Origin of the sequence: Mesorhizobium sp. M0243 (assembly GCF_040321775.1) — a bacterium.
Taxonomy (GTDB): Bacteria; Pseudomonadota; Alphaproteobacteria; order Rhizobiales; family Rhizobiaceae; genus Mesorhizobium.
This window is the reverse complement of sequence record NZ_JAMYSF010000005.1, coordinates 200,217-226,248: the sequence shown is the minus strand read 5'-3', so window position 1 is coordinate 226,248 and position 26,032 is coordinate 200,217. Positions and strand designations below refer to the sequence as shown.

Here is a 26,032-nt window from a genome sequence, read left to right as displayed (position 1 = left end):
GCGGGTTCATACCCGCCGGCACGGGGCAAATCTCTCCATGCACGGCAGCCGTCTTCGCAGGAATTTTCTGACCGCCATGCTGCTCGGTCCGGCGACCGCGTGGCTGGTGGTGTTTCTGGTGCTGCCATTCATCGCCATCGCCGTGTTCAGCGTCGGGGAGCGGGCGCCGGAAGGCGGCTATCAGGCGGCTTTTACCTTCGCGCAATATGCCAATCTTCCAGCGCGGGCGACCGCCTTCTGGAACACGATGGTGCTGGCGCCGATAGGGGCGCTCGCCTGTCTGCTCGTCGCTTATCCCGTTGCCTATTATCTCGCCTTGCGCGCACCGCAGCGCTGGCGGCTGATCCTGCTGGCGCTGGTCGTCATCCCGTTCTGGACCAGCCTCCTGATGCGGACCTATGCCTGGATGTATATCCTGGGCGGGCGCGGCATCCCGGCTCTGCTGTCCTATATCGGTTTCGAGGATATCAGGCTGATCAACACGCCGGGCGCGGTGCTGCTCGGCATCGTCTATGGCTACTTGCCGCTGATGATCCTGCCGATCTATGTCAGCCTCGAGCGGCTCGACCGCAGGCTGCTGGAAGCCTCCGCCGATCTCGGCGCGACGCCGCTCTCGACCTTCCTCGGCGTGACCCTGAAACTGTCGTTGCCGGGCGTGATGACCGGCTTCTCGCTGGTCATGATCCTGCTGCTGGGCGAATATCTGATCCCGACGCTGCTTGGCGGCGGCAAGGTGTTCTTTATCGGCAATGCGCTGGTCGACCTGTTCCTGCAATCGCGCAACTGGCCGTTCGGTTCGGCCATCGCGATCACGCTGGTGCTGGTTTCGGTGGTGGTGCTGATTGCCGCCAATCGCATTTCGACCCGGGTTTCGGGCGCCCGCCGGGTGGATCTGATCTGATGCGCACCTTCGTCATTGCCGTCTTCGCCTTCCTCTATCTGCCGATCGCCCTGGTCGTGCTGTTCTCCTTCAACGCCGGCCACCATGCCAGCGAGTTCACCGGCTTTTCGGTGCAATGGTACGGCAAGGCGCTGGCGAACCCGTTCCTGGTCGAAGCGCTGAAGAACAGCCTGTTCATCGCCACCACCAGCGCCTTGCTGGCGGCGTTCTGCGGCACTGCGGCGGCACTCGGCCTGGCGCGTGTCGGCATCAGAACACGCGCGGTCTTCGATGCGCTTCTGGGCGCCGCGATCGTCGTTCCGGGCGTCGTCATCGGCATTTCGACACTGGTCGCGCTCGTCCAGCTGTTCACGGTCGTCAATCCGTTCCTCGCCTCGATCTGGCCCGACGACCAGCCGCCGCGCCTGGCGCTCGGCTACGGCTCGATCATCGCAGCGCACGGCCTGTTCTCCATGGCGCTGGTGACGATGATCGTCGGCACGCGGCTAGGCAGCCTCGACCGCAATCTGGTCGAGGCGTCGAGCGATCTCTACGCCACGCCGTTGACGACGTTCCGCTCGATCGTGCTGCCGCAGATCATGCCGGCCATCGTTGCCGGCTTCCTGCTCGCCTTCACCTTTTCCTTCGACGATTTCATCATCGCCTTCTTCGTCGCCGGCGCGCAGACGACGCTGCCGATCTATGTCTTCGCGTCGATCCGGCGCGGCGTGACGCCGGAGATCAATGCCATCGCGACGATCGTGCTCGTCGCCTCCGTGCTGCTCGTGGTGCTTGCCCAATGGCAATTGCGCCGGCGCAAGCCGTCGAACTGAAAGTCGCATCATGATCCTCAAAGACCGCATCGCCGTGGTGACAGGCGCCGGCTCCGGCATCGGGCGCGCCGGCGCCATGATCATGGGCAGGGAAGGCGCGGTGGTCGTCATCGCCGACAGGGATGAGGCCGCCGGCGAAGCAACGGCTTTGGACATAAGGGCAGTGGGTGGCCAAGCCGAGGCAATCGCCACCGATGTCGCTGATGACGCAGCGGTCGAGCAACTCATTGCCGGCACGCTGGACAGGCATGGTCGCATCGACATCCTGCACAATCACGCCGGCATCCAAGTCGGCGGAACGCTGACCGAGGTCGAGGTCGGCGGCATGGACGCGTCATGGCGGGTCAATGTGCGGGCGCAGTTCCTGGCGGCCAGGATGGTCATGCCGTCGATGATCGCACGAGGCAACGGCGTCATCCTGAACACCGCCTCCAATTCGGGTGTGTTCTACGACCGCGAGATGATTGCCTACGCCACCTCCAAACATGCGGTGGTGGCAATGACGCGGCAGATGTCGCTCGACTATGCCCGGCACAATGTCCGCGTCAACGCGCTCTGTCCGGGCTGGGTCGACACCCCGTTCAACGAACCGTTCATCGCCCAGATGGGCGGACGCGAGGCGATCGAAACCTATGTCCGCACCAAGATTCCGATGGGGCGCTGGGCCAGCGCCGATGAGATCGCCGAAGCGATCCTGTTCCTCGTCTCCGACCGCTCATCCTTCATGACCGGTCAGGCGCTGGTGATCGATGGCGGCGAAAGCATCGGCTGAGACCTATGCTTTCGTCATCAACCTCCTTTATTTCAGCGCCTTTCCAATACACTGCTCTACGACCTTCCTGGTGCCGCTGGTCGGCAGATAGGACTATGGTCCGGCCGGCATGGGACTTCAGTGCCATGGCCGATCAAGAGCGTTGATTTGTGTTTAATATCAATTAGTTATGGTGCCGGCGGGTTGTCAGATCGCGTATTGAGACAACATTTGTCTAAAGTTTACTCTGTACAATTAGTAATTCCTCATACGACGGTCGCCTAGCGGTGGGCGAAGGGCGGCGATTCCCCGAGGAGATTACCATGACAAACCGAAAAACTCTGTTCGCGGCGCTTGCCGCATTGGCGCTTCTGGCATCTCCGGCGCTCGCCGGAGCCGGCGGCAATGGCCACGGCGGCGGCAATGGCGGTGGCAACGGCAACGGCGGGGGCAATGCCGGCGGTAACGGCGGCAATAGCAATGGCAAGAGCGGCGCTTCGCACGGCAAGTCTTCGTCGGCTCGGGGGCAGGTGGCAAAGGCCAAAACGGACGACACCACGGTCGACAAGACCACAAAGGTCTCGTCGGTTCCCAAGGAGAAGAACATCCACGCCAAGCTCGGCCGGCTGAACTCGCTTCAGCGCAACATCAACGCCTATATGAACTCGAAGAGCAAGAAGTTCGCTGCCATCCAGGCCTTCGTGACGCAGTCCGCCAAAGCCAAGGTCGCTCAGGCCGCCGCTGAAGCGGCCCAGGAGAAGCTGGATGCGCTGAATTCGCAGTTGAACGCGCTGACATCGCTGACGCCCGAGCAGATTGCGGCCATGACGCCCGAAGATCAGGCGGCCTTGCCTGGGAAGATAACGGATCTGGAGGCCGAAATCACTGCCCAGGAGGCAGAGGTCACCGCCGCCAATGAGGCGGCTGCCGCGGCAGAGGTCGGCACCGATGATGCATCGCTCGACGCGGCGCTGACGGACATGGCCAACAAGCCGGTCGACGCTGCGGTCACGTCCTGGGCTCAGGGCGTCCTTGCCGACAAGATCGACCAGACGGCCGCCGCGATGGAAGCAGAAACGACGCCGTAACGACTTGCCGTCGAAACGGCAGTAGCCAATCGATGAAAGATGCCGCCGGGCCCCGCCCGGCGGCATTGCTTTTTCCCGGCCATGGACTGGCTATCCGGAGCTGGCGAGGTTCGAAACACTCAGACGTGCTTTCGGCCGCCGGTCTCGCGGAACCAGCTGTCGGGATAGGGATACCACCATTCCTGGATTGTCGGCTTGTGGTCGATGATCACCATTTTGGAGCGGCGGAAGGCGTCGAGCCCCTGGCGTCCGAGCTCGCGGCCGAGGCCCGAGGCCTTCCAGCCGCCGAAGGGCAAGGCATCATTGTCGATCAGCGGGTTGTTGACCCAGACCATTCCGGCTTCGAGCCGTTCAGCCGCCTCGTGGGCTTCGGCCAGATCGGTGGTGAAGACAGAGGCGCCGAGCCCGAACGGGCTGTCATTGGCAAGCCGGATCGCCTCGTCGAAATCCCTGACCCGGCAGATGGCGGCGACCGGTCCAAAGCATTCCTCGCGCACGATTGCCATGTCCGGGGTGACGCCGGTCAGGATCGTCGGCTCGTAGAACCAGCCGGTGTTGTGTGCCGGAGGGATGCGTCCGCCGGTGACCGCCTCGGCGCCGTGGGCGATGGCATCGTCGACAAGACGCCTGACTTTGGTCCGCGCGCTTTCGCTGACCAGCGGTCCGATCTCGGTCTTGTCCATGCCGTTGCCGATGCGCAGCGCCCGCGTCCTTTCGGCGAACAGCTCGACGAAGCGATCATGCACGGCATCGACGACGAAGAAGCGCTCGGCCGAGGTGCAGACCTGGCCGGTAAGGTGGAAGGCGGCGGTGACGCTGCCGGCCGCCGCGATCTCCAGTCGCGCGTATTGGCTGACGATCAGCGGATCGCTGCCGCCGGCCTCGATGACGCACGGTTTCATGCGCTCGGCGCAGGCCACCGCCACCGCCTTGCCGGCGGCGACCGAGCCGGTGAAGGCAACCGCATGGGTGCGGTCGGAGGCGATCAGCGCCTGTGCCGTGGCAGCGCCGCCGGGCAGGCAGGAGACCAGCCCCTCCGGCAGCGAGCGGAACACGGTCATGTAGTCCAGCGTCGACAGCGTCGTCGCCTCGGCCGGCTTGATGATGCAGGCATTGCCGGCGGCGAGCGAGGCGGCGACCGTCCAGCACATCAGCAGGATCGGGAAGTTGTAGGGCATGATGTGGACGGATACGCCATAGGGCTCGTAGCGCGCATACTGGAACGAACCGGCCTGTGTCGTGCCGGCGATCTTGCCGGCATCGTCGCGCGCCATCTCGGCGTAGTAGCGGAAGATCGGCGCGCAGTTGGCGATCTCGCCGATCGCTTCGGGGTAGGGCTTGCCCATCTCGCGCACCATCAGTTCGGCGCAGCGGGTGAAGTCCGCCGCCTCGATGGCGTTGGCGACGGCATGCAGGTGCTTGGCGCGGCTCTTGGCGTCGAACTTTTTCCAGGCGGCCTGCGCCCTGGTCGCCGCCGTGAGCGCGGCATCGATCTCGCCGTCGGTGGCCGCAGCGATCGCCCCGACGGTTTCCAGCGTCGCCGGATCGATCACCGGTTTGCTCGCGCCGGCCATCGGCTGGTAATCCGGATTGACGAAGAAGGTCGGCCGGTCAGGGGAGAAATCCATGGACATCCTCTCGGATCCGCTCAGCGGATCATGTAGACCTTCTTGATCGTCTCATGGACGGTGCAGACGCCCTTCCAGTCCTGCGGGAAGAAGGCCGCCGTGTCCGGTTCGATCTCGATGACTTCGCCGGATTCATGCACATAGGTGCAGCGCCCTTCGAGGAAGTGGCAGAACTCGTCGCGGGTGACATGGCAATGCCATTTGCCTGGTGTGCAGACCCAAAGCCCGCATTCGGAGCGGCCCTCCGGCCCCTTGTGCAGCAGCTTGCCCGATGTGTGGGACTGGCCCTCGATCATGGTCGGGATGACACCCCAGTCGACGAGGTCGGTAATAGTGAGCGGGGATTTCATGATGGGTGTGGTCATATCGATTTCCTTGAAAAGGGGGCTCACCGGCACATGAAGGCCTTGGTCAGCGTTTGCGTGATGATGGAGATGCCGGTCCAGCCGGCGGGAAAGAACACAAGCGTGCCGGCCTCGACCGGGATCTCTTCGCCGTCGTCATGGATATAGCTGCCACGGCCTGAGAGGAAATGGCAGAACTCGTCGGCGCCAAACGTGACCTTGCGCGTGCCCGGCGTACACGACCACAGGCCGCATTCGCTCGATCCGTCCGGGTTCTGGGACAGGATCCTGCCCGAGGCGCGCGGCGAACCGGAGAGCGTGTTGCTGCCCGCGCCCCAGTCCTCCAGTTCCACGCTCGAGGCCTTCGGCCAGTGCGGTGTCGGCATGTCGTTAAGCTCCGTGGTCAGGCCAGCATGTAGACGTTGCGCATGGTCTCATGCACGGTGCATTCGCCTGTCCAGCCAGCCGGGAACATGACCACAGTCCCGGCGGAGATTTCTATCAGCTCACCGACATCTGACCGGTAGGTCGCGCGGCCGGTGACGAAATGGCACAATTCGTCGCGCGGGATATTGAGGCGCCAGCGCCCCGGCGTGCACACCCAAATGCCGGATTCCGGCTGGTTGTTCGGGCCCTTGTGCACGAGCCTGCCGGTCGAGTGCGAAGTGCCTGACAATGCGTCGGGTTGGGCGCCCCAGTCGACGAGATCGGTTCGGGTGGAGGCGTGGTGGAGGTGTGGTGCGGAGGAGGTCATGCGGAGGCTTCTGCGCGATGGTTGCTATTCATATGCTGCGCCAGGGCACCCCCCTCTGGCCTGCCGGCCATCTCCCCCGCAGGGGTGGAGATCGGATGTCGTCTCGACTTTCGCCAATCACCGGGATTGCAGAGTGAGACCCTGTGGCGAAGCTGCCAATCTCCCCCCTTGCGGGGGAGATGGCCGGCAGGCCAGAGGGGGGTGCTCAGGCTCGGCGTATCAACGACTTCAATCACAGCAGCGCCTCCAACAAACCCGCCGCCTTTTCCGGCCCATTCTGCCCCTGCATCTGTGCCGATGTCTTGGCCAGCTTTGCCTTCATCTTCGGGTCGGTCAGACAGGCCTCGATCATGGCAACCAGCTCGGCATCGGTCCAGTCGTAGCGCGGCATGCCGAAGCCGTGGCCGGTCTCCTCGACGCGGGTGGCGTTATCGTGACCGTCCCAGACATAGGGCATGATGATCGCCGACTTGCCGAAATAGAGGCACTCTGTGAACGAGTTGTTGCCGCCGTGGTGAATAACAGCGTCGACCTGCGGGATGACCGAAGGCTGCGGGAACCAGCTCTCGACGATGACATTGCCGGGCACGTCCGTGTACTGGTCTTTGTAGCCGCCGACATTGACCAGCGCCCGGTAGCGCGTCATGCCCAGCGTCGCGATGATGCGCTTCAGCAGCTCGACATCGCCGGCGCCGAGACTGCCGAAGGAGACATAGAGCAGCGGCCCGTCGTTATTTTCAGCGAAGGTCGGCACCGTGTAAGGCTTCTCCTGCCGCACGCAGCCTTCCAGGTACTGAAACTTGGCCGGGTCGAGTGGATGGCGGCGCTTGAACTTTGCCGCTTCGGGATAGAGCAGCAGGTTCAGATGGGGCGAGGCCTCAAAGAACTGGCCGATCGGATAGGACGCCTCGTTGTTGGCAGTCAGGAAGGCGTTGAAGTCCTCATGGATCGGCTCGATCACCGCGTTGAAATGGTCGCGGTAGCGCTGGTGACCGGCATGGTCGTTCTCGCCGCAGCCGGAGAGATGCGGCGGGATGTCTTCGTCCTCGATCTCGTTTTCCGAGCAGGAGATGACACGCACCCACGGCTTGCCGTACTGCTTTATCGCCGGGAACAGGATGACGTTGTCGACGCAAATGACATCCGGCTTGATAGCTGAGAGAACGCGCGGCAGATCCTTCTGCGCCCATTTGGCGCTGTCGACGATCGCCGTCCAGCAATCCTTGACGTAATTGTCGACCTGGTCGTAAGGCGATTTGCGGAAGTTGGGGATGTGGCCGTTGATGAAATCCTCCCAGAATTTCGCCATCTGTTCGGGCGGCATCGGCTCGGACAAGTTCACCGGATGCGCCTCGAAGCCGTAGCCCTTGTAGACATCGACAAAGCCGGGGTCGGACAGGAAAACGGCCTTGTGGCCGCGCGCCTCGACCGCCTGGGCGATGCCGACGGAATTGAGCGCCGGGCCGTAGGCCGCTTCTGGAAAAAACGCGATCGTCTTCTGCGCCATCAGGCTTCTCCTTTATTCTGCGAAAACTCTGACATCGGCGGCGTCCCAGCCGAGTTCGACCTGGTCACCCGAGGCGACCGGCCGGCGGTCGGCGGCATCAGCGGTGACGCGCACCAGGAACGGCTTTGGCGACAGGCCCGTGCGGACATGCAGTTGCAGGTCGAGCCCCTGATAGGCCAGCGCCTCGACCGTGCCGGTGGTGCGGTTGGCGGTCTGAGCTTCTGGGAACAGCCGGATGCGCTCCGGCCGCACCGAAGCGACAGCGGATGCGCCGGGCGAGAGCGTTGCTGGAACCTTGCCGGATATTGGCGCGCCATTCGCGGCGACAACCCCATCGGTGGCGGCCTTGCCCGGCACAAAATTCATCACGCCGATGAAGTCGGCGACGAAACGGTCGGCCGGATGCTCATAGATCGCGTGCGGCGTGTCGCATTGCAGCAGCCTGCCGTCCTTGAGCACCGCCATGCGGTCGGCCATCACAAGCGATTCTTCCTGGTCGTGGGTGACGATGACGAAGGTGATGCCGACCTCATGCTGCAGGCGCTTCAATTCCAGCTGCATGGCGCCGCGCAGTTTCTTGTCGAGCGCGCCAAGCGGCTCGTCGAGCAGCAGCAGCCGCGGCCGCTTGACCAGCGCGCGGGCCAGCGCGACGCGCTGCTTCTGGCCACCCGACAATTGCTCCGGCTTGCGGTCGGCGAAGGGGACCAGCTCGGTTGTCGCCAGGATGGCGTCGACGCGGGAGTGGATTTCTGGCGCCGGCAAGCGCTCCATCTCCAGGCCGTAGGAGACATTGGCGCGGACGCTCATATGCGGAAACAGCGCGTAAGACTGGAACATCAGATTGACCGGCCGCTTGTTGGGCGGGGTTTTCGCAATGTCGTGACCGTCGAGCAGGATGCGCCCGCCACTAGGCGTCTCGAAGCCGGCCAGCATGCGCAGCAGCGTGGTCTTGCCGCAGCCCGACGGGCCGAGCAGTGCGAAGAACTCATTCTCGCGGATGTCGAGCGAGATGCCGTCGACAGCCGTCACCCGGCCGAAATTCTTCGACACCTTGTCGATGGCCAGCAGCGTGCGCGGTTCGCTCATTGGCCTATGATCCCACGGTTGAGCCGCTGCGACAGGGTCAGCGCGGTGATCGAGACCGCCATGACGATGGTCGCCAGTGCGTTGATCTCCGGCGTGATGCCGAAGCGGATCATCGCGTAGATCTGCATCGGCAGCGTCGTCGAGGAGCGGCCGGCGCCGGCGGTGAAGAAAGCGATGATGAACTCGTCGACCGAGAGCGTGAAGGCGAGCAGCGCGCCTGCGATCACCGCCGGCGCGATGACCGGCAATGTCACCCGCCTGAAGGTGGTGAGCGCGGAGGCGCCGAGATCGGCGGAAGCCTCGACGATCGACCAATCAAAACTCTTCAGCCTGGCGCGCACCACCGAGCAGACAAAGGCAAGGTTGAAGACGACATGGGCGAGGATGATGGTGTGCAGGCCCATGGTCAGGTTGAGCATGGAGAAGAACGAAAGCAGCGCGATCGCCAGGACGATGTCGGGAATGATCATCGGTGCGAAGATCAGCGCTTCGAGTCCCCTGCCATATTGCCGGCGCATCTCGATGCCGATCGCCAGCAGCGTGCCGAGCAGAGTGGCGATCGCGGTCGAGACCAGCGCCACGATCAGCGTGTTGAGCGCAGCGGAGAGGATCGCCGAATTGCCGGCCAGCGAGGCATACCATTTCAGCGAAAAGCCCGACCATGCCGTCGGCAGCCCGCCTTCGTTGAAGGACAGCGCCACCAGCACGGCGATCGGGATGTAGAGGAAAGCGAAGACGAGGCTGAGCACGAGCCAGAGCGTGCGCCGCGTGGCGGGAGAGCGCTCAGCCATCGGTGTCTCCGCCGGCTTGCGCGGCGTGGCCCGAGGCGCGATTGGCGGCGAGCGCCTGCGCCATCAGCACCAGAAGCATGATGGCGATCAGCGCCATCGCGAGCGCGGCGCCGAACGGCCAGTCGTTGGCGGTCAGGAACTGGTCGTAGACGAGGTTGCCGATCATCTGGAAGCGGCCGCCGCCGAGCAGCGCGGGCGTGACGAAATTGCCGATCGACAGCACGAAGACGAACACCGCGCCGGCAGCAATGCCGGGCACGGTCAGCGGCAGGATGACACGGCGGAATGTGGTCATGGCGGAGGCGCCGAGGTCGCGCGAGGCCTCGGCGAGTTCCGGGTTGAGGCGAGACAGTGGCGCGTAGCAGGCGAGGATGACAAAGGGCAAATAGTTGTAGATCAGGCCGGCGATAACGGCGCCTTCGGTGTAGAGCATCGACGGTGGCTCGCCGGTGTAGCCGAACCAGCGCAGCAACTGGGTGATCAATCCTTCGCGGTTGAGCAGCACGATCCAGGCATAGGTGCGGATCAGGTAGTTGGACCAGAAGGGCAACACGGCGAAGAACAGGAACACCGGCTGCAGCCGGCGGGGTGCCGCTGATATCGCATAGGCGGCGGCGTAGCCGATCACCACCGCGATCAGCGTCGCGGTGCCGGCGATGCGCGCCGAGTTGAGGAAGATGCCGGCATAGAGCGGGTCGAAGACCAGCCCGAAATTCTCCAGCGTAAAGGTGTATTCGATGCCGCCATAGATACCGCGCCGGAAGAAGGCGAGCGCCAGCACCAGCGCGCACGGCACCACCATCAGTGCGGTCAGCCAGACCAGCGCCGGGGCCATCAGCAAGGAGGAGCGAGAGGGTAGGTGCTTCACGAAGTGCCCCCCTCTGCCCTGCCGGACCCGGCCTTTCGCTTTCGCTTCGGGCGTTCGTCGTTCGGAAAGCCAAGAATTTGGCTTTCCGTCCGTTGCGCGGACCACTTCTCACCCCCTTCAAGGGAGGAGATCGGCAGTTCCAACCTTTCGCTTACTTTGAAAAATCGAAGATTGGCGAAAGCAATGCCACAGCCAATCTCCCCCCTTGAGGGGGAGATGGCCGGCAGGCCAGAGGGGGGCGACACGGAACGCAAGCTTGATTCCAAGATGCTGCTGGAACAGTCCCTACTGCGCCGCCTTGATCTCGCTGACGATCTTCGAATAGTCGCGCTGGGCGTCGCCGACGTCACGCAATTGCTCGAACTTGACGAGGTCGGCCACCGGCATCGCCATGTTGGGGAATTTGGCCAGGAAATCGGCAGGCAGGCTTTCCATGGCCGGCTTGTTCGGCACCTTGTAGTCGATGTTCTGCGCTGCCCAGGCGTGGTTCTTGGCGTCGAGCATGAAGTTGATGAACTGGAAGGCGGCGTCCTTGTTGGCGGAGGCCTTCATCACCACCATCGTGTCGACCCAGAGGTCCGAACCTTCCTTGGGAATGACGTATTTGATCTCGGGTTTTTCGGCGATGCCGTAATTGCACCAGCCGTCCCAGGCCTGCACCATCAGCGCCTCGCCGGACACCAGCTTGGAATAGAAGGTGGTGTCGTCATAGGCGAGCAGGGTCTTCTTGGCCGAGATCAGCAGATCCTTGACCTCAGCCATCTTGGCCGGGTCGGTTTCGTTGACCGAATAGCCCTTGTCGAGCTGGCCGGCGGCCAGCAGCCAACGGTCGGTCGCCAGCATGGTGGTCTTGCCCTTCAATTCGTCGGAGGGCGCGAGCAGGTCGCTCCAACTGGTTGGTGCGACCTTCATCAGGTCCGAGCGATAGCAGAGGCCGGTGGTGCCCCAGGTGTAGGGCACCGAGAATGCATTGCCGGCATCGTGAGGCAGCTTGGTTGCTTCCGGATAGAGGTTGGCGAGGTTCGGTATCTTGGTGTGGTCGATCGGTTCGGTCAGGCCGAGCTTGTTCAGCACCTCGGCGAAGGGCGAGGAGACAAAGACCACGTCATAGCCCTTGCCGCCGGCGGCGATCAGCTTGCCCATGATCTCTTCATTGGTGGCGTGCACCACCACTTCACCCGAAACGCCGGTCGCGGTCTTGAAGGCGGCCATCGCGTCGGGCGCCATGTAGCCATCCCAGTTGGAAATGACGAGATCAGCAGCCATCGCCGGCGCGGACAGCGCCAAGGCCAGGCCAAGTGCGAGCGAAGATGTTTTCAGCGCACGGCGCCGCAGGCTGGTAGCGGTCATGACAGACTCCCATTCCGGTTGATCGTCGAATTTCATTCGCCGGACCAACGCCTGCGACCTTGCCGCTGCCTCGATCCTGTTCCCTCGGTCTTTTTCTCGCCGATTGTCCTGACAGTACTATTGCAGAAAAAAGTACGTCAATCCATAATTTGTCAAGCGATCGAGGAATCTGGCCGATTGCGTCCGTGCGGGCGATCGGTCAAATCAATGCGGTCATGTCGTTTTCCACTGGACCAGTCATGCAAGCCGTAGCCAGACGACCTCGCACCAACCATCTCGATCTGGCGCAGCGCATCCTGGATGTGGCGCGGCAGCGCGGCTTTGGGCCCGGCGCACGCTTGCCGGAGCAGCAGATCGCCTCGCTGTGCAATGTTTCCCGCACACCGGTGCGGGCAGCGCTCGGCCTGCTTGCGGAGCGAGGCGTCGTACGCTGGGAGGCGGATTCCGGGTATCATCTGGCCATCGACCTCACCGCGCAGGCTTCGGTCGCCACGGAATTGCCCGCTGCCGAGGAGGACGAGCTGGCCGAGGCGATCCTGCGCGACCGGTCGGCGCGGCGGCTGGACCAGACAGTGACCGTTGCGGGGTTGATGCGGCGCTACAGTGCCGAGCGCAAGACGGTACTAAAAGCGCTCAACAAACTGACCGAAGAGAATCTGCTGGACCGTGCGCCCGGCCAGTCCTGGCTGTTTCGACGCACGCCAGACGATCCGGAGGCGCAAGGCGACAGTTATGAATTCCGTCTGCTGCTGGAGCCCGCGGCCATCCTGACGCCGGGTTTCCGGCTGGATGGCGCGCGGGCGGCGACGTTGCGCCAGGGCATGGAAGCGCTGGTGGCGCTGCCGGACGCCGCCTTCGACACACGCGAGTTCCAGCGGCTGGACATCGATTTTCATGGCATGCTCGCCGAAGGCTGCGCCAACCGCTTCGTGGCCGACGCACTCGCCGATCACCTCAGGCTGCGCCGGCTGCCGGGCATCTATGCCGGCGTCAACGTCTTCCGCCTGCGGCAATCGCTGCGCGAACACCTTGTTATACTCGACCATCTTGAAAGCCTGCAGTATGAGGTGGCTGCCGATCTGCTGCGCATCCACCTGCGGCTCTCCCGCAACCAGCGACCGCAAGCGGCCAGTCGCGGGGCGCCTGCCCTGTTCGGCATGATCAGCCGGCCGGATTGACGAGGATTAATTGACGCGTAAAGCCAGCCCGACCATCGCGCTGTTCCCCGAAGCAAGCTTCGGCGCGGCGTTGAATTGCGTCGGCATCGCGCAGGCGCTGCGCGCGAGAGGCGCCCGGCCCGTCTTCATCTGCCATGCCGGCTTTTCCGGCGTCTTTGCCGACTATGGTTTCCAGGAATACCAGCTGCCGACCGACGAGCCGCTGAGCGACAGCGAACGCCAGAGCTACTGGCAGGCCTTCGTGCGCAGGCACCTGCCGCATTTCAGGCTGAGCCCGATCGACCAGCTGGAAACCTATGTCGCGCCGACCTGGCAGGCCATCGTCGACACCGCGGTCAATGCCGAGGCGCCGCTGCGCCAGTTGCTGGCGCGGCTGAAGCCGGACGCGGTGGTTCTCGACAATGTCATCATGTTCCCGGCGATCGCCGCCGCCGGCTGTCCCTGGGTGCGTGTCGTCTCCTGCGCCGAGACCGAGCTGCCGGATGCACAGGTACCGCCCTATCTGTCGGGGCTTGGCGTCGACGACCCGCAACGCGCCGCGTTCGAGGCCAGGTATCTGGCGGCTTGCACGCCCGCACATGATCGCTTCAACCGCTTCCGGATGGATGCCGGCCTGGCGCCGCTGCCGAAGGGCCTGTTCCTGGAGACGTCGCCCGACCTCAATTTGCTGCTGACGCCTTCGATCGTGCGCCGCGAGCGCGCCGAGCCGCTCGACCCGGAGCGCTTCGTCTATCTCGAAGGCTGCGTGCGTTCGGAAGGGCCATTCGAGGTGCCGGTATTTCCGCGCAATGGCGGGCCGCTGGTCTATGTCAGCTTCGGTAGCCTCGGCGCCATGGATGTCGGGCTGATCGAGCGCATGCTGGCGGTGTTCGACAGGCTGCCGGCCCGCTTCATCGTCAATGCCGGCGGCCTGCGCGACGCCTATCGCGCAGTGCCCGACAATGTCTATCTCGACGCCTGGTTTCCGCAGCCCTCGGTCGTGGCGAAGTCGGATCTGTTCATTCATCATGGCGGCAACAACAGCTTTTGTGAGGCGCTGCGCTTCGGCGTGCCGTCACTGATCATGCCCTATTGCTGGGACGGACACGACAATGCGCGCCGCGCCGGAGAAGCCGGCGTCGGTGACCATATCGGCCGCGACGCCTGGACCGAAGGAGTGTTGGAGAGAGCCATTCTCGGCCTGCTGGCCGACGATGCCATGCGCACCCGCCTCAAGGACAATGCAGCCCAAATGGCGCTGAAACCTGGAACGGATGTGGCCGCGCAAACCATACTCTCTCTGATACGGACGTGAACGAAATGCCTGACAACAACACGAACATCTCGCTCTCCAGCGGTACCGATGCCAAAGCCTGGCTGGTCCGGCACGGCATCAACGAAGTCGAGTGCCTGGTGCCCGACATGAATGGCGTCCTGCGCGGCAAAGCGCTGCCTACGGCCAAATTCCTCCAGGCGCTTGAAGACCGCGCGCTCTATCTGCCGAGCAGCGCTTTCCTGGTCAGCATCGACGGCCGCTACTCCGGCTCGATCGACGAGGGTTTTGCCTATTCGGATCCGGACATGCGCATGGTGCCTGATGTATCGACGCTCTGCCTGGCGCCGGGTGCCGCTCCCGGCAAGGCCTATGTCTTTGCCGATGCCTTCCATATGGACGACCGGCCTTGGATGGCCTCGCCGCGCCATGTGCTGCGCGCCGTGCTCGATCTCTACGCCAAGCGTGGCTGGCGGGCGGTGGTGGCGCCCGAGCTGGAATTCTATCTCACCGCGCCCAATCCCGATCCGGACCGTCCGCTGACCGCGCCAGTCGGTGGCAACGGCCGAGCCGAGACAGTGCAGCATCCCTATGACATGGCCGCGCTCGAGGAGTTCGAGCCGGTGATCCGCCGCATCTATGACTACGCTGCGGCGGCCGGACTGCCGCTCGACACGCTGATCCACGAATCAGGTACGGCGCAGCTTGAGATCAACTTCCTGCATGGCGATGCGCTGCCGCTGGCCGACAAGGTGCTGCTGTTCAAGCGGCTGACGCGACAGGCCGCGCAGCAAAGCGGCATGCACGCCACCTTCATGGCCAAGCCGATCGCCGCACAGGCCGGCAGCTCGATGCATCTGCACATGTCGGTCATCGACGAGGCCGGCAGGACGTTGTTTGCCGGCAGCGACGATGCCGACACCGCAATGTTCGGCCATTTCATCGGCGGCCTGCAGAAATATGTCCCGGAAATCATGCCGCTGTTTGCGCCCAACGTGAACTCTTTCCGCCGCATCAGGCCGAACCACAGCGCGCCGGCCAACATCGAGTGGTCGCATGACAACCGTTCCTGCGGCCTGCGCGTGCCGGCCGGCGGCCGCTCCGCGCGGCGGGTCGAGAACCGGCTGCCGGGCGCGGATTCCAATCCTTACCTGGCGATAGCCGGCTCGCTGCTTGCCGGCTATCTCGGCGTCGAACAGAGACTGGCGCGGTCGGCCGAAGCGTCGGGCAATGCCTACAAGATCAAGAGCACGCTGCCGAAAACCATGGAGGAGGCGCTCGATCGTTTCGAGGCTTGCGGCCCGGTGCGTGAACTGCTGGGCGAGGATTTCTTCCAGACCTATCTGCGCGTCAAGAGCGTCGAGCTCGACCTTTTCCAGGGCGTGGTGACCAGCTGGGAACGCGACCACCTTCTGCTGAAGGTGTGACTATGGCTTGCAGTTCAACGGGCTTCAATTCGGGCCTCGATATCGCCAAATCCTATTATGTCGCCACCGCCAATCCAGCGCCGGACCATCCGGCGCTCGCCGGCGATGTCGATGCCGACCTGGTGGTGGTCGGCGGCGGGTGCACAGGGTTGTCCGCCGCCCTTCACGCCGCCGAGCGTGGGTTGAAGGTGGTGCTGCTCGAAGGCGGCAAGATCGGCTGGGGGGCGTCGGGGCGCAATGGCGGCCAAATGATCCCCGGCCTGCGCAAGGGCGCCAAGGGACTGGTCAAACTCTACGGGCCGGAGCGGGCAAAGGTGCTGTTCGATCTTGCCTTCGAGGCGCGCGGGCTGGTGCTCGATATTATCGAGCGGCATGCCATCGACTGCGATCTCAGGCTGACCGGCCATCTGGTCGGCGCGGTCAACGGCTCCGACCTTAGGGATCTCGAGGAAGAGGCCGAGTGCCTGGCCACGGTGATGAAGTTCCCGCATGCGGAAATCCTATCGGCGGCTAAAGCCCGAGCCAAGGTCGATACACCCTACCATGGCGCGATGTATGAGCCGCTCGGCGGCCACATGCATCCGCTGAACTATACGCTCGGCCTTGCCCGCGCAGCGGTTGCTGCCGGCGTCACCATCCACGAGAATTCGGTCGCCGTGCGGCTGGAGCGTGAGCCTTCGATCCGGGTCTCGACCGCAAAGGGATCGGTTCGGGCCAGACATGTCGTGCTGGCGGGTGACGCTCTGCTCAACGGGCTGGAGCCGCGCGTCAACAGCCGCATCATGCCGGTCGGCAACTACATCGTCGCCACCGAGCCGCTTGAGGGCAAGCGCAACGTCATCCCGGCCAATGTCGCGGTCTCCGATGCCCGCTTCGTCGTCAACTACTACCGGATGTCGGCGGATGGACGCCTGCTGTTCGGCGGCGGCGAGCGCTACACGCCTTCACCGCCGGCCGATATTGCCGGCTTCGTGCGGCCGCACATGGAAGCCACCTTTCCGCAACTCAAGGGCTGCCGCATCGATCACGCCTGGGGCGGGCTTGTGTCGGTGACGACGTCGCGACTGCCGCATGTCGGGCACTATGGTGAGGTCTATTTCGCGCATGGTTATTCCGGCAAGGGCGTCATCCTGTCGACGCTGTCCGGCAAGCTGCTGGCCGAAGCGATCACCGGCGATGTCTCGCGGCTCGATCTGTTCTCGACGCTGACCCCGATGCCGTTCCCGGGCGGCACGGCGCTGCGCGGTCCGCTCTATGTGCTGGGCATGCTTTGGTACGCGATGCGGGATCGCATCAAGCATTGAGGGGGCGTTGCTGCAACGGCACAAATAGTACCGTAGCGATCCTTCACACCCCCCTCTGTCCTGCCGGACATCTCCCCCGCAAGGGGGGAGATTGGCAGGTTCAGCGCTGCGATCACCCGACAGCGGTGGAGATTGGCGAAAGCCGAGATGAGAGCTGATCTCCCTCCTTGCGGGGGAGATGGCCGGCAGGCCGGAGGGGGGTGCTGTCCCGCCGACGTCGAAGGTTGGATGAAGCTTCTTAAACCACAAAGAAATCCTCGATGCGCTGCTTGGCCTCCAGTAGTGCCGGCAATATCTCCCGCTCCATCTCCGCGACGGAGAAGCGTGCCGACTGGGTCGAGACGTTGATGGCCGCGACCGTGCGCTCCGCTCGGTCGCGGATCGGTACGGCGACCGAGCGCAGGCCGAGTTCTAGTTCCTCATCGACGATGGCAAAGCCGTCAGCCTTCGCCTTGGCGATGGCGTTGGCTAACAAACGCCTGTTGGTGATCGTCTTCGGCGTCCGTCTCTCGATGGTCGCCTGGCCGAGGAATGCGTCCAATTCCCCTGATGTCAGCCCGGCCAGCAGGATGCGCCCCATCGAGGTGCAATAGGCCGGCAGCCTGGTGCCGACATCGAGCGACACGCTGAGGATGCGGCGGCCGGGAATGCGGGCGACATAGACGACATCCTCACCCGACAGGATGGCTGCCGAGCAGGCCTCGTTCAGCTGAGCGGCGACCGCGCGCATGATGGGGGCGGCGAAGGCCCATAGCGAGGCGCCGCCGAGCCAGGTGCGGGCAACCGTCAGCAGGCGCGGCGACAGCGAGAACACGCGGCCGGCCTGTGTTGCATAGCCGGTGGCGGTGAGTGTCAGCAGGAAGCGGCGGGCGCCGGCGCGGGTCAGGCCCGCTTCCTCGGCCATTTCAGTCAACGTCATGCCCGAGGGATGGCGGGCCAGGATCTCCATGACGGCAAGGCCGCGTTCAAGCGAGCCGACATGATCACGGGAAACAGCCTCTTCGTCCATCTTGTCTCCGCAGAACGACATCGGCGTCAGGATTGACTCCACGCCTCTGCTCAGCATAGAAAGTATCGCATATAAAACATATGTTCACAATACGAACTTTCTCAGCCTGGAGCCGATGCGATGGTCAAGTTCCTGCCGCTCAAACAGGCCGTGGCCGAGAATTTGAAAGATGGTGACACGGCTGCCTTCGAGGGCTTCACCCATCTGATCCCGACGGCAGCGGCGCATGAGGCGATCCGCCAGGGTTTTCGCGACCTGACCTTGATCCGCATGACGCCGGACCTGATCTACGACCAGATGATCGGCATGGGCATGGCGAAGAAGATCGTCTTCTCCTATGTCGGCAATCCCGGCGTCGGCCTGCTGCGCCGCGCCCGCGATGCCATCGAGAACGGTTTCCCGCGCTCACTTGAAATCGAGGAGCACAGCCATGCCGGCATGGCCAACGCCTATGAAGCGGGTGCTGCCGGCCTGCCCTGCGCGGTGTTTCGCGGCTATCGCGGTGCTGGCCTCGCGGCGGTCAACCCGAACATCAAGTCTGTCACCTGTCCGTTCACCGGCGAGGTGCTGGCCGCTGTTCCTTCGATCCGGCCTGACGTCACCTTCATCCATGCGCAGAAGGCCGACAAGAAAGGCAATGTGCTGGTCGAAGGCATCATCGGCATCCAGAAGGAAGCGGTGCTGGCGGCCAAACGCGCGGTGGTGACGGTCGAGGAAGTGGTCGACAATTTCGACGATCTGCACCCCAATCTGACCGTGCTGCCGCGCTGGACGATTGCCGCGATATCGGTCGTGCCCGGAGGCTCGCATCCGTCCTACGCGCATGGCTATTATGCGCGCGACAATGCCGCCTATCTCGAATGGGACGAAATCGCCGCCGACCGCGAGAAATTCCAGGCGTGGATGCGGGCCAACGTCATCGAGAAGAGTGCCGGCGATTTCGAGGCCCGGGTCGAGCATCTGAGGAAAGCGGCATGAGCGACAATCAGGGCTTCACCCCCAACGAGATGATGATGATCGCCGCCAGCCGCGCGCTGCGCAATGACGATGTCTGTTTCGTCGGCATCGGCGCGCCATCCGCCGCTTGCAATGTGGCACGGCTGACGCATGCGCCCGACATCACCTTGATTTACGAGAGCGGCACGATCGGCACCGCGCCCGACGTGCTGCCACTGTCAATCGGCGATGGCGAATTGTGCGAAACCGCCGTCACCACCGTCGCGGTGCCGGAGATGTTCCGCTACTGGCTGCAGGGTGGGCGCATCTCGATCGGCTTCCTCGGTGCGGCGCAGCTCGACAAGTTTGGCAACATCAACACCACGGTCATCGGCGATTATTTTCACCCAAAGACCAGGCTGCCCGGCGGCGGCGGCGCGCCAGAGATCGCGACGTCGTCGAAGGAGATCTACATCACCATGGCGCAGACCAAGCGCGGCATGGTCGAGAAGATCGATTTCTTCACCTCCTTCGGCCATGGCGAGGGCGGCGATCATCGAAAGCGTCTGGGCATCGACACCGCCGGCCCGACCTTGCTGATCACTGATCTCGCCATCTGGAAGCCGGATCCGGTGAGCAAGGAATTCACCGTCGTGTCGCTGCATCCAGGCGTCACGCGCCAGCAGGTGCAGGAGAGCTGTGGCTGGGTGGTTAAGTTCGGCGAGGCGCTTGACGAAACGCCGGCGCCAAGCGAACTCGAACTCAAGACATTGCGCGACCTGCAAGCCCGCACCAAGGCGGCGCATGAGCGAACCGGAAAAACAAAGGCTGCATGACATGGCCGAGGCCTATATCTGCGACTACATCCGCACGCCGATCGGCCGCTTCGGCGGCTCGCTGTCTTCCGTGCGTGCCGACGATCTCGGCGCGATACCCCTAAGAGCATTGGTCGAGCGCAATCCCGGCATCGACTGGCTGGCGGTCGACGACGTCGTCTATGGCTGCGCCAACCAGGCTGGCGAGGACAACCGCAACGTGGCGCGCATGGCGCTGCTGCTGGCCGGCTTGCCGAAGGAGGTACCGGGCTCCACCGTCAACCGCCTGTGCGGCTCCGGCATGGATGCGCTGACCATCGCAGCCAGAGCTGTCAAGGCTGGCGAAGCGGAGTTGATGATCGCGGGCGGCGTCGAATCGATGAGCCGGGCACCCTTCGTCATGCCCAAGGCCGACACGGCGTTTTCGCGCAATGCCGAGATTTACGACACCACCATCGGCTGGAGGTTCGTCAACCCGCTGATGAAGAAGCAGTATGGCGTCGATTCGATGCCGGAAACTGGCGAGAACGTCGCCGAGGATTTTGCCGTGTCGCGGGCCGACCAGGACGCCTTTGCCGTGCGCAGCCAGGACAAGGCGATCGCTGCACAAGCCAATGGCCGGCTGGCGAAGGAAATCACAGAGGTGACCATCCCGCAGCGCAAGGGCGATCCGATCGTCGTCGCGAAGGACGAGCATCCGCGCGCGGGCTCAACGGTCGAGGCGCTGGCCAAGCTGCCGACACCGTTCCGCCAGGGCGGCACGGTGACGGCCGGCAATGCCTCCGGCGTCAATGACGGGGCGGCGGCCCTGATCGTTGCCTCCGAGGCAGCCGTGAAAAAGTATGGCCTGACGCCGATCGCCCGCATCCTCGGCGGCGCTGCCGCCGGTATTGCGCCGCGCATCATGGGCATCGGCCCGGTGCCGGCGACGCAAAAACTCTGCGCGCGGCTTGGCCTGACACCAAAACAGTTCGATGTCATCGAGCTCAACGAAGCCTTTGCCTCGCAAGGCATCGCCGTGCTGCGCCAGCTCGGCATTGCCGAGGATGCACCGCACGTCAACCCGAATGGCGGAGCCATCGCGCTTGGCCATCCCCTGGGCATGTCGGGTGCCCGCATCTCCGGCACGGCGGCGCTGGAGCTTCGCGAACGTGGCGGCCGTTATGCGCTTGCCACGATGTGCATCGGTGTCGGCCAGGGCATCGCGGTCGCGCTGGAACGGGTTTGATCGGCGGCCCTTGCTTGGCCGGCTAAGATCAAGAATCCGGTGCGCGGTTCAAATTTGACCACGTGGACAAAAGTCTGGCGTCGTTCCATACTTCCCCGTCTGACATTTTCACGAACAGCCGGCTCGACACGGCTGTCGAACAGAGGGGAATGCAATGGAAAACCGGAACAATAAATCGCAGACAAAACGCGAAGGGCTTTCGCGACGCAATGTGCTGGAGCTGGGCGCGCTTGGTTTGGCGGCAACGATGCTGCCGGGCGCCGCCTTCGCGGCGGACAAGAAGCTGAAGGTGGCGGCGATCTTCGCCACGCCGATCGAGGAGCCGTGGGACAACCAGATCCATGTCGCCTTGCAGAGGGCCGAGAAGGAACTCGGCATCGAATACAAATGGTCCGAGAAGGTGCAGACCGCCGATTTCAGCCGCGTCATGCGCGAATATGCGCAAGGCGGCTACCAACTGGTGCTGGGCGACGCCTTCGCCGCCGAGCGCGAATCGCGCCGCACCGCCAAGCAGTTCCCGAAGACCGCCTGGCTGTTCGGCTCCGGCGCCGGCCCGGCGGAACCCAATTTCGGGGTGTTCGACAACTGGATCCACGAGCCCGCCTATCTCTCGGGCATGATCGCTGGCAAGATGTCGAAGTCGGGTACGATCGGCGCCGTCGCGGCGATGGGCATTCCGGAGGTGAACCGGCTGGTCAACGCCTTCTTCGCCGGCGCCAGGGAGGTCAATCCCAACATCAAGAAGAAGGTCGCCTTCATCGGCTCGTTCTTCGATCCGCCCAAGGCCAAGGAAGCGGCGGTCGCGCAGATCGACGCCGGCGTCGACGTCATCTACGCCGAGCGCTTCGGTGTCATCGAAGCCGCGGTGGACAAGAAGATCCTCGCCATCTCCAACATGTCCGACCAGTCGAGTCTCGGCCCCGACACGGTCATCACCGGTCCGGTCTGGGACATGTATCCGACGGTCGAGCAGGCGATCAAACTGGTCAGGGCCGGCGTCTTCACCGCGCAGGACTATGGCGATTTCTCGCGCATGGCCAAGGGCGGCTCGCATCTGGCGCCCTACCACAAGTTCGACAAGACGCTGCCGGCGGACGTCAAGGAGCTGGTCGAAAAGAAGAAGGCGGAGATTCTGGAAGGCAATTTCCGGGTGGATGTGGACGAGAATACGCCGGTTTCGGATTGATTTCTTTACCCTCCCCCTTGTGGGGAGGGTCGATCCGCGAAGCGGAGCGGGGTGGGGGTCCTCGTAGGGCGCATCCCCACCCCGTCTCGCAATCTCCGCTTCGCTCCGACTGCGAGCCGACCCTCCCCACAAGGGGGAGGGTGAAGCAGAGCCTCTCTCCGCAGGAGCATCCTTGTCCGCCCCACTCATCGAAATGCGCGGCATCACCAAGAGCTTTGGCGCCGTCAAGGCGAACGAGGCCGTCGATCTCAGCGTCGCGCCCGGCGAGATCCTCGGGCTACTGGGCGAAAACGGCGCCGGCAAGACGACGCTGATGAATGTGCTGTTCGGCGCCTATGCGCCCGACGCCGGCGAGATTCTCATCCAGGGCCAGACGGTGCGGATCACCAGTTCCGCCGATGCGCTGGCCGCCGGCATCGGCATGGTGCACCAGCATTTTCACCTCGCGCCGCGGCTGACGGTGCTGGAAAACCTGCTCATCGGCATTCCCGGCAAGACAGGACGGATCGACCGCGCCGGCGGGCTGGCGCGGCTGGCCGAGATCGGCCGCCAGCATGGGCTGGTGCTTGACCCGGACCTGCCGGTCTCGGCGCTGTCGGTCGGCGAGCAGCAGCGGCTCGAAATCGTCAAGGCGCTGTTTCGTGGCGCCAGGCTGCTGATCCTCGACGAGCCGACGGCGGTGCTGGCGCCAAGCGAGGTCGACGGGCTGTTTTCGGCGTTGCGTTCTATGGCGGCGCAAGGTCTCGGCATCATCTTCATCTCGCACAAGCTCAACGAGGTGCGGGCGCTGACGCATCGCTGCACGGTGCTGCGGCATGGCCGCGTTGCCGGCCGCGTCGATGACCCGGCCAACACGACATCCTCGGAGATGGCAACACTGATGTGCGGCCATGAGATCGTGCCGCCGGCGCGGGGACCATCGGCGCCGGGTGCTGATGTGCTGACGCTCGACGGTATCTCAACCTCGCATCATTCGGGCACGGCGCTGCGCGACGTATCGCTTGCCGTCCGTGCCGGCGAAATCCTCGGCATTGCCGGGGTGTCGGGCAATGGCCAGCGGGCGCTGGCGGAGGTGATCTCCGGCGTGCGGGCGCCCGATGCCGGCCGGATGACGATTGCCGGCCAAAAGGTCTCGCGGTTCTCGCCGCGCGAGGTGCAGGCGCTCGGACTTGGCCGTATCCCGGAAGACCGCATGACGACCGGACTGGTGACCAATCTGCCGCTGGCCGATTCGATGGTGCTGCCGCGCATCGGCACCACAGCGTTCAGCAGCAGGGGCCTGCTCAAGCCCGATGCGATCCGCGCCTTCACTGAGGCGCAGATCAAGGCCTATGATATCAGGTGCCCCGGGCCGATGACCCGCGCCGGGGCGCTGTCCGGCGGCAATCTGCAGAAGGCGTTGTTGGCACGCGAGCTTGCCTTCGATCCGAAGGTGCTTGTTGTCTCGCAGCCGACGCGCGGCCTTGACATCGGAGCCGCCCGCTTCATCCACGAAAAATTCCTCGACATGCGCGCCAAGGGCTGCGGCATCGTCGTCATTGGCGAGGATCTCGAAGAACTGCTGGTGCTCTGCGACCGCATCGCGGTGATGTATGAGGGCCGCATCGTCAGCACGCTCGACAGCGCCGATGCAACGATCGCACGGCTCGGCCTGATGATGACCGGGGCGGAGGGCCACAGCTGATGTTTCGCCTGGAGGTCCGCAGCTCGACGCCGACCTGGTTCAACCTCGCTCTGCCATTGCTCGCGATCGGAGCAACGCTCATCTTGTGCAGCGGCCTTATTGCGCTGGCCGGCGCCGGCGTGCTCGAAGCTTATGGCGTGATGTTCACGGCGTCGCTGGGCGACAGCTATGCGATCACCGAAACGATGGTGCGTGCAACACCCATGATCTTCACCGGACTGGCGGTCGCGGTCGCCTTCCGAGCAAAATTCTGGAACATCGGCGCCGAAGGGCAATTGCTTGCCGGCGCGGTGGCCAGCTGCTTTGTCGGCGCCATTCCAATGCCGGGGCCGCTCGCCATGGTCTTGATGGCGGTGGCGGGCGCCGCAGCGGGAGCCGCAGTCGCGTTGGTGCCGGCGACGCTCAGAGTAAAATTCAAGGTCGATGATGTCGTCAGTTCGCTGTTGCTCAACTCGGTCATCTATTACGCCTTGATGGCGCTGATCGAGGGGCCGTGGAAGGACAGTTTCAGCGGCTATCCGATCTCGCCGCCGATCGAGGATTCGGCCAATTTCCCGGTGCTGCTCGAAGGCACGCGGCTGCATCTCGGCGTCGTCGCGGCACTGATCGCGGCGCCGCTGATCTGGTTCCTGATCGTGCGCACGACGCTCGGCTTCAGGATCAGGGTCACCGGCGAAAACCCGGAAGCCGCCAGATATGGCGGCATCCACGTCGAGCGGGTGCTGATCTCGACGGCGCTGCTGTCCGGCGCGCTGGCCGGATTGGCCGGCGTCGGCGAGGTCGGCGGCGTGCATTTCCAGGTGATGAGCGACATCTCGCCGGGCTACGGTTATTCCGGCATCGTCGTTGCGATGCTGGCGCGGCTCAATCCGCTCGGCGTCGTGCCGGCGGCGATCTTCCTTGCCGCCGTGATGACCGGCGCCGAGGCGATGTCGCGGGCGACCGGCGTGCCGGCCTTCCTCAGCGACGTCATCCAGGGCACCGCATTGCTTGCCATGCTTGTGGCGCTGCTGTTCACCGCCTATCGCATCCGCCGCGTCGGAGTTGCCCGATGAGCGCGGTGTTCGAACAGATATTCCAGGTCGGCTTCCTGGCCGCGATCATCCGCATTGCCACGCCGCTGGTTTTCGCGACGCTCGGCGAAATGTTTTCCGAGCGGGCCGGCGTGCTCAATCTCGGCATCGAAGGCATCATGCTGTTGTCGGCGATGACGGGCTTCACCGCCGCCAGCCTCACCGGCAGCCTGTGGCTTGGCGTGCTGGCGGCGGTGCTCACCGGCATGCTGATGGGCGCGCTGCATGCGCTGTTCACCGTGGCGCTCGGCCTCAGCCAGCACGTCTGCGGCATCGGCGTGACGCTGTTCTCGTCGGGCCTCGCCTATTTCCTCTACCGGCTGATCTTCGGCCAGCAATCAGTGCCGCCCAGCATCAAGGGTTTTCAGACGCTGCCGATCCCTCTCCTGTCTGACATCCCGGTGCTCGGGACGGCGGTGTTCAACCAGTTCGCGCTGGTCTACATGGCGATCCTCGCCATTCCGCTCGCCGCCTTCGTGCTCTACCGCACGCCATGGGGCCTGTCGGTGCGCATGGTCGGCGAAAACCCGCGCGCCGCGGATTCGGCGGGGGTCAGTGTCACCGCCACGCGCTTCCAGGCAGTCATCCTCGGCGGGGCGCTGATGGGGCTGGCCGGCGCCTTCCTGTCGATGGCGCAGTTCAACGCTTTCACCTTCGGCGTGGTGTCGGGGCGCGGCTGGGTGGCGATCGCGCTGGTCGTGTTCGGCCGCTGGGATCCGTGGCGCTCGGCGGGTGCGGCACTGCTGTTCGCCTTCGTCGATGCGCTGCAGCTGCGCATGCAGGCCAGCGGGCTCGGACACATCCCCTACGAGGCGTTCCTGATGCTGCCGTTCATCTTCACCATCGTCGCCATGGCGGTGATGTCGCGCAACGCGGTGGCACCGTCGGCGCTGCTCAGGCCGTTTCGGCGGGAAGAGCGGTAGCAAAGCTTGGGTTCCTCGCCCCGCAAAGCGGGGAGAGGTGGCCGCGAAGCGGTCGGAGAGAGGCCTGCGACGCTGGCGAGTTGTCGCCGAAGCAAGGCAAGGTCGAGCCATTCCCCCTCTCCGTCTCGGCTTCGCCG

25 protein-coding genes are annotated in these 26,032 nt (G+C 64.2%); 15 read left to right on the top strand and 10 right to left on the bottom strand.

Translation table 11 applies throughout. From position 1 onward, the window contains the following. The first annotated feature begins 37 nt into the window (after positions 1-37). The 4 genes from NKJ11_RS09080 (at position 38) to NKJ11_RS09065 (ending at position 3,552) form a co-directional block, all read left to right on the top strand. Positions 38-901 (top strand): ABC transporter permease, encoded by an 864-nt coding sequence (locus NKJ11_RS09080; protein WP_352750666.1) that lies wholly within the window; start codon positions 38-40, stop codon positions 899-901. Further along, positions 901-1,713, top strand: a complete 813-nt coding sequence (locus NKJ11_RS09075; RefSeq protein ID WP_128304128.1) for an ABC transporter permease — start codon at positions 901-903, stop codon at positions 1,711-1,713. The genes NKJ11_RS09080 and NKJ11_RS09075 overlap by 1 nt, the downstream gene beginning before the upstream one ends. A 10-nt stretch (positions 1,714-1,723) precedes the next feature. Then, positions 1,724-2,485, top strand: a complete 762-nt coding sequence (locus NKJ11_RS09070) for an SDR family NAD(P)-dependent oxidoreductase (RefSeq protein ID WP_352555545.1) — start codon at positions 1,724-1,726, stop codon at positions 2,483-2,485. 302 nt (positions 2,486-2,787) lie between these two features. Next, positions 2,788-3,552 carry a hypothetical protein gene (locus NKJ11_RS09065; RefSeq protein WP_352793107.1) on the top strand — a complete coding sequence of 255 codons (765 nt, stop codon included), beginning with the start codon at positions 2,788-2,790 and terminating at the stop codon, positions 3,550-3,552. Positions 3,553-3,671: 119 nt separating this feature from the next. Here the strand turns inward: NKJ11_RS09065 and NKJ11_RS09060 are convergent, their stop codons facing one another. The 9 genes from NKJ11_RS09060 to NKJ11_RS09020 form a co-directional block, all read right to left on the bottom strand. Then, positions 3,672-5,180: an aldehyde dehydrogenase family protein gene (locus NKJ11_RS09060; RefSeq protein WP_352793106.1), complete on the bottom strand. Its 1,509-nt coding sequence runs from the start codon at positions 5,178-5,180 to the stop codon at positions 3,672-3,674. A 20-nt stretch (positions 5,181-5,200) separates the two neighbouring features. After that, positions 5,201-5,545 (bottom strand): cupin domain-containing protein, encoded by a 345-nt coding sequence (locus tag NKJ11_RS09055; RefSeq protein ID WP_136618026.1) that lies wholly within the window; start codon positions 5,543-5,545, stop codon positions 5,201-5,203. A 23-nt stretch (positions 5,546-5,568) separates the two neighbouring features. Continuing rightward, positions 5,569-5,910, bottom strand: coding sequence for a cupin domain-containing protein (locus tag NKJ11_RS09050; RefSeq protein ID WP_352442114.1), 342 nt, complete (start codon positions 5,908-5,910; stop codon positions 5,569-5,571). Between the two features lie 17 nt (positions 5,911-5,927). Further along, a complete protein-coding gene (locus tag NKJ11_RS09045) occupies positions 5,928-6,278 on the bottom strand; it encodes a cupin domain-containing protein (RefSeq protein ID WP_352442115.1) in 351 nt (116 codons plus the stop codon). Positions 6,279-6,510: 232 nt separating this feature from the next. Then, positions 6,511-7,785: a glycosyltransferase gene (locus tag NKJ11_RS09040; protein WP_352613387.1), complete on the bottom strand. Its 1,275-nt coding sequence runs from the start codon at positions 7,783-7,785 to the stop codon at positions 6,511-6,513. Positions 7,786-7,797: 12 nt separating this feature from the next. After that, the gene (locus NKJ11_RS09035; RefSeq protein ID WP_352613385.1) at positions 7,798-8,871 is read right to left on the bottom strand and encodes an ABC transporter ATP-binding protein; all 1,074 of its coding nucleotides are present in this window, start codon (positions 8,869-8,871) and stop codon (positions 7,798-7,800) included. Then, complete coding sequence (locus NKJ11_RS09030; RefSeq protein WP_023811194.1) at positions 8,868-9,662, bottom strand: ABC transporter permease; 795 nt, start codon at positions 9,660-9,662, stop codon at positions 8,868-8,870. Before NKJ11_RS09030 ends, NKJ11_RS09035 begins: the two co-directional genes overlap by 4 nt. Beyond that, positions 9,655-10,497 (bottom strand): ABC transporter permease, encoded by an 843-nt coding sequence (locus tag NKJ11_RS09025; RefSeq protein WP_352442154.1) that lies wholly within the window; start codon positions 10,495-10,497, stop codon positions 9,655-9,657. The genes NKJ11_RS09030 and NKJ11_RS09025 overlap by 8 nt, the downstream gene beginning before the upstream one ends. A gap of 318 nt (positions 10,498-10,815) precedes the next feature. Next, on the bottom strand, positions 10,816-11,880 hold the full coding sequence (locus NKJ11_RS09020; protein WP_023811192.1) for a polyamine ABC transporter substrate-binding protein: 1,065 nt from the start codon (positions 11,878-11,880) through the stop codon (positions 10,816-10,818). Between the two features lie 239 nt (positions 11,881-12,119). Here NKJ11_RS09020 and NKJ11_RS09015 point away from each other — a divergent pair, with 239 nt between their 5' ends. From NKJ11_RS09015 to NKJ11_RS09000, 4 genes are read left to right on the top strand one after another with little or no spacing between them, the layout of a single operon-like run. Then, on the top strand, positions 12,120-13,058 hold the full coding sequence (locus tag NKJ11_RS09015) for a GntR family transcriptional regulator (protein ID WP_352722579.1): 939 nt from the start codon (positions 12,120-12,122) through the stop codon (positions 13,056-13,058). 10 nt (positions 13,059-13,068) lie between these two features. Next, entirely contained in the window at positions 13,069-14,352 is a 1,284-nt protein-coding gene (locus tag NKJ11_RS09010) for a glycosyltransferase (protein WP_352793104.1), read from the top strand. Positions 14,353-14,357: 5 nt separating this feature from the next. Continuing rightward, positions 14,358-15,737: a glutamine synthetase family protein gene (locus NKJ11_RS09005; protein ID WP_352750660.1), complete on the top strand. Its 1,380-nt coding sequence runs from the start codon at positions 14,358-14,360 to the stop codon at positions 15,735-15,737. 2 nt (positions 15,738-15,739) lie between these two features. Then, positions 15,740-17,041 (top strand): NAD(P)/FAD-dependent oxidoreductase, encoded by a 1,302-nt coding sequence (locus NKJ11_RS09000; protein WP_352793103.1) that lies wholly within the window; start codon positions 15,740-15,742, stop codon positions 17,039-17,041. Positions 17,042-17,279: 238 nt separating this feature from the next. Here NKJ11_RS09000 and NKJ11_RS08995 read toward each other — a convergent pair whose 3' ends face one another. Then, positions 17,280-18,050, bottom strand: coding sequence for an IclR family transcriptional regulator domain-containing protein (locus NKJ11_RS08995; protein WP_352793102.1), 771 nt, complete (start codon positions 18,048-18,050; stop codon positions 17,280-17,282). Between the two features lie 120 nt (positions 18,051-18,170). Here NKJ11_RS08995 and NKJ11_RS08990 point away from each other — a divergent pair, with 120 nt between their 5' ends. From NKJ11_RS08990 to NKJ11_RS08960, 7 genes are all read left to right on the top strand, one after another. Continuing rightward, on the top strand, positions 18,171-19,028 hold the full coding sequence (locus NKJ11_RS08990; RefSeq protein WP_023811186.1) for a CoA transferase subunit A: 858 nt from the start codon (positions 18,171-18,173) through the stop codon (positions 19,026-19,028). Beyond that, entirely contained in the window at positions 19,025-19,822 is a 798-nt protein-coding gene (locus NKJ11_RS08985) for a CoA-transferase subunit beta (RefSeq protein WP_352722575.1), read from the top strand. Before NKJ11_RS08990 ends, NKJ11_RS08985 begins: the two co-directional genes overlap by 4 nt. Before the next feature lies 1 nt (position 19,823). Further along, a complete protein-coding gene (pcaF, locus tag NKJ11_RS08980; protein ID WP_128304112.1) occupies positions 19,824-21,029 on the top strand; it encodes a 3-oxoadipyl-CoA thiolase in 1,206 nt (401 codons plus the stop codon). 154 nt (positions 21,030-21,183) lie between these two features. Continuing rightward, positions 21,184-22,215: a BMP family protein gene (locus NKJ11_RS08975; protein ID WP_352613373.1), complete on the top strand. Its 1,032-nt coding sequence runs from the start codon at positions 21,184-21,186 to the stop codon at positions 22,213-22,215. Between the two features lie 172 nt (positions 22,216-22,387). Further along, positions 22,388-23,899 (top strand): ABC transporter ATP-binding protein, encoded by a 1,512-nt coding sequence (locus NKJ11_RS08970; RefSeq protein WP_502900189.1) that lies wholly within the window; start codon positions 22,388-22,390, stop codon positions 23,897-23,899. Next, positions 23,899-24,954, top strand: coding sequence for an ABC transporter permease (locus NKJ11_RS08965; RefSeq protein WP_127329777.1), 1,056 nt, complete (start codon positions 23,899-23,901; stop codon positions 24,952-24,954). The genes NKJ11_RS08970 and NKJ11_RS08965 overlap by 1 nt, the downstream gene beginning before the upstream one ends. Continuing rightward, positions 24,951-25,895: an ABC transporter permease gene (locus NKJ11_RS08960; RefSeq protein WP_352793101.1), complete on the top strand. Its 945-nt coding sequence runs from the start codon at positions 24,951-24,953 to the stop codon at positions 25,893-25,895. The genes NKJ11_RS08965 and NKJ11_RS08960 overlap by 4 nt, the downstream gene beginning before the upstream one ends. Positions 25,896-26,032 lie beyond the last annotated feature (137 nt).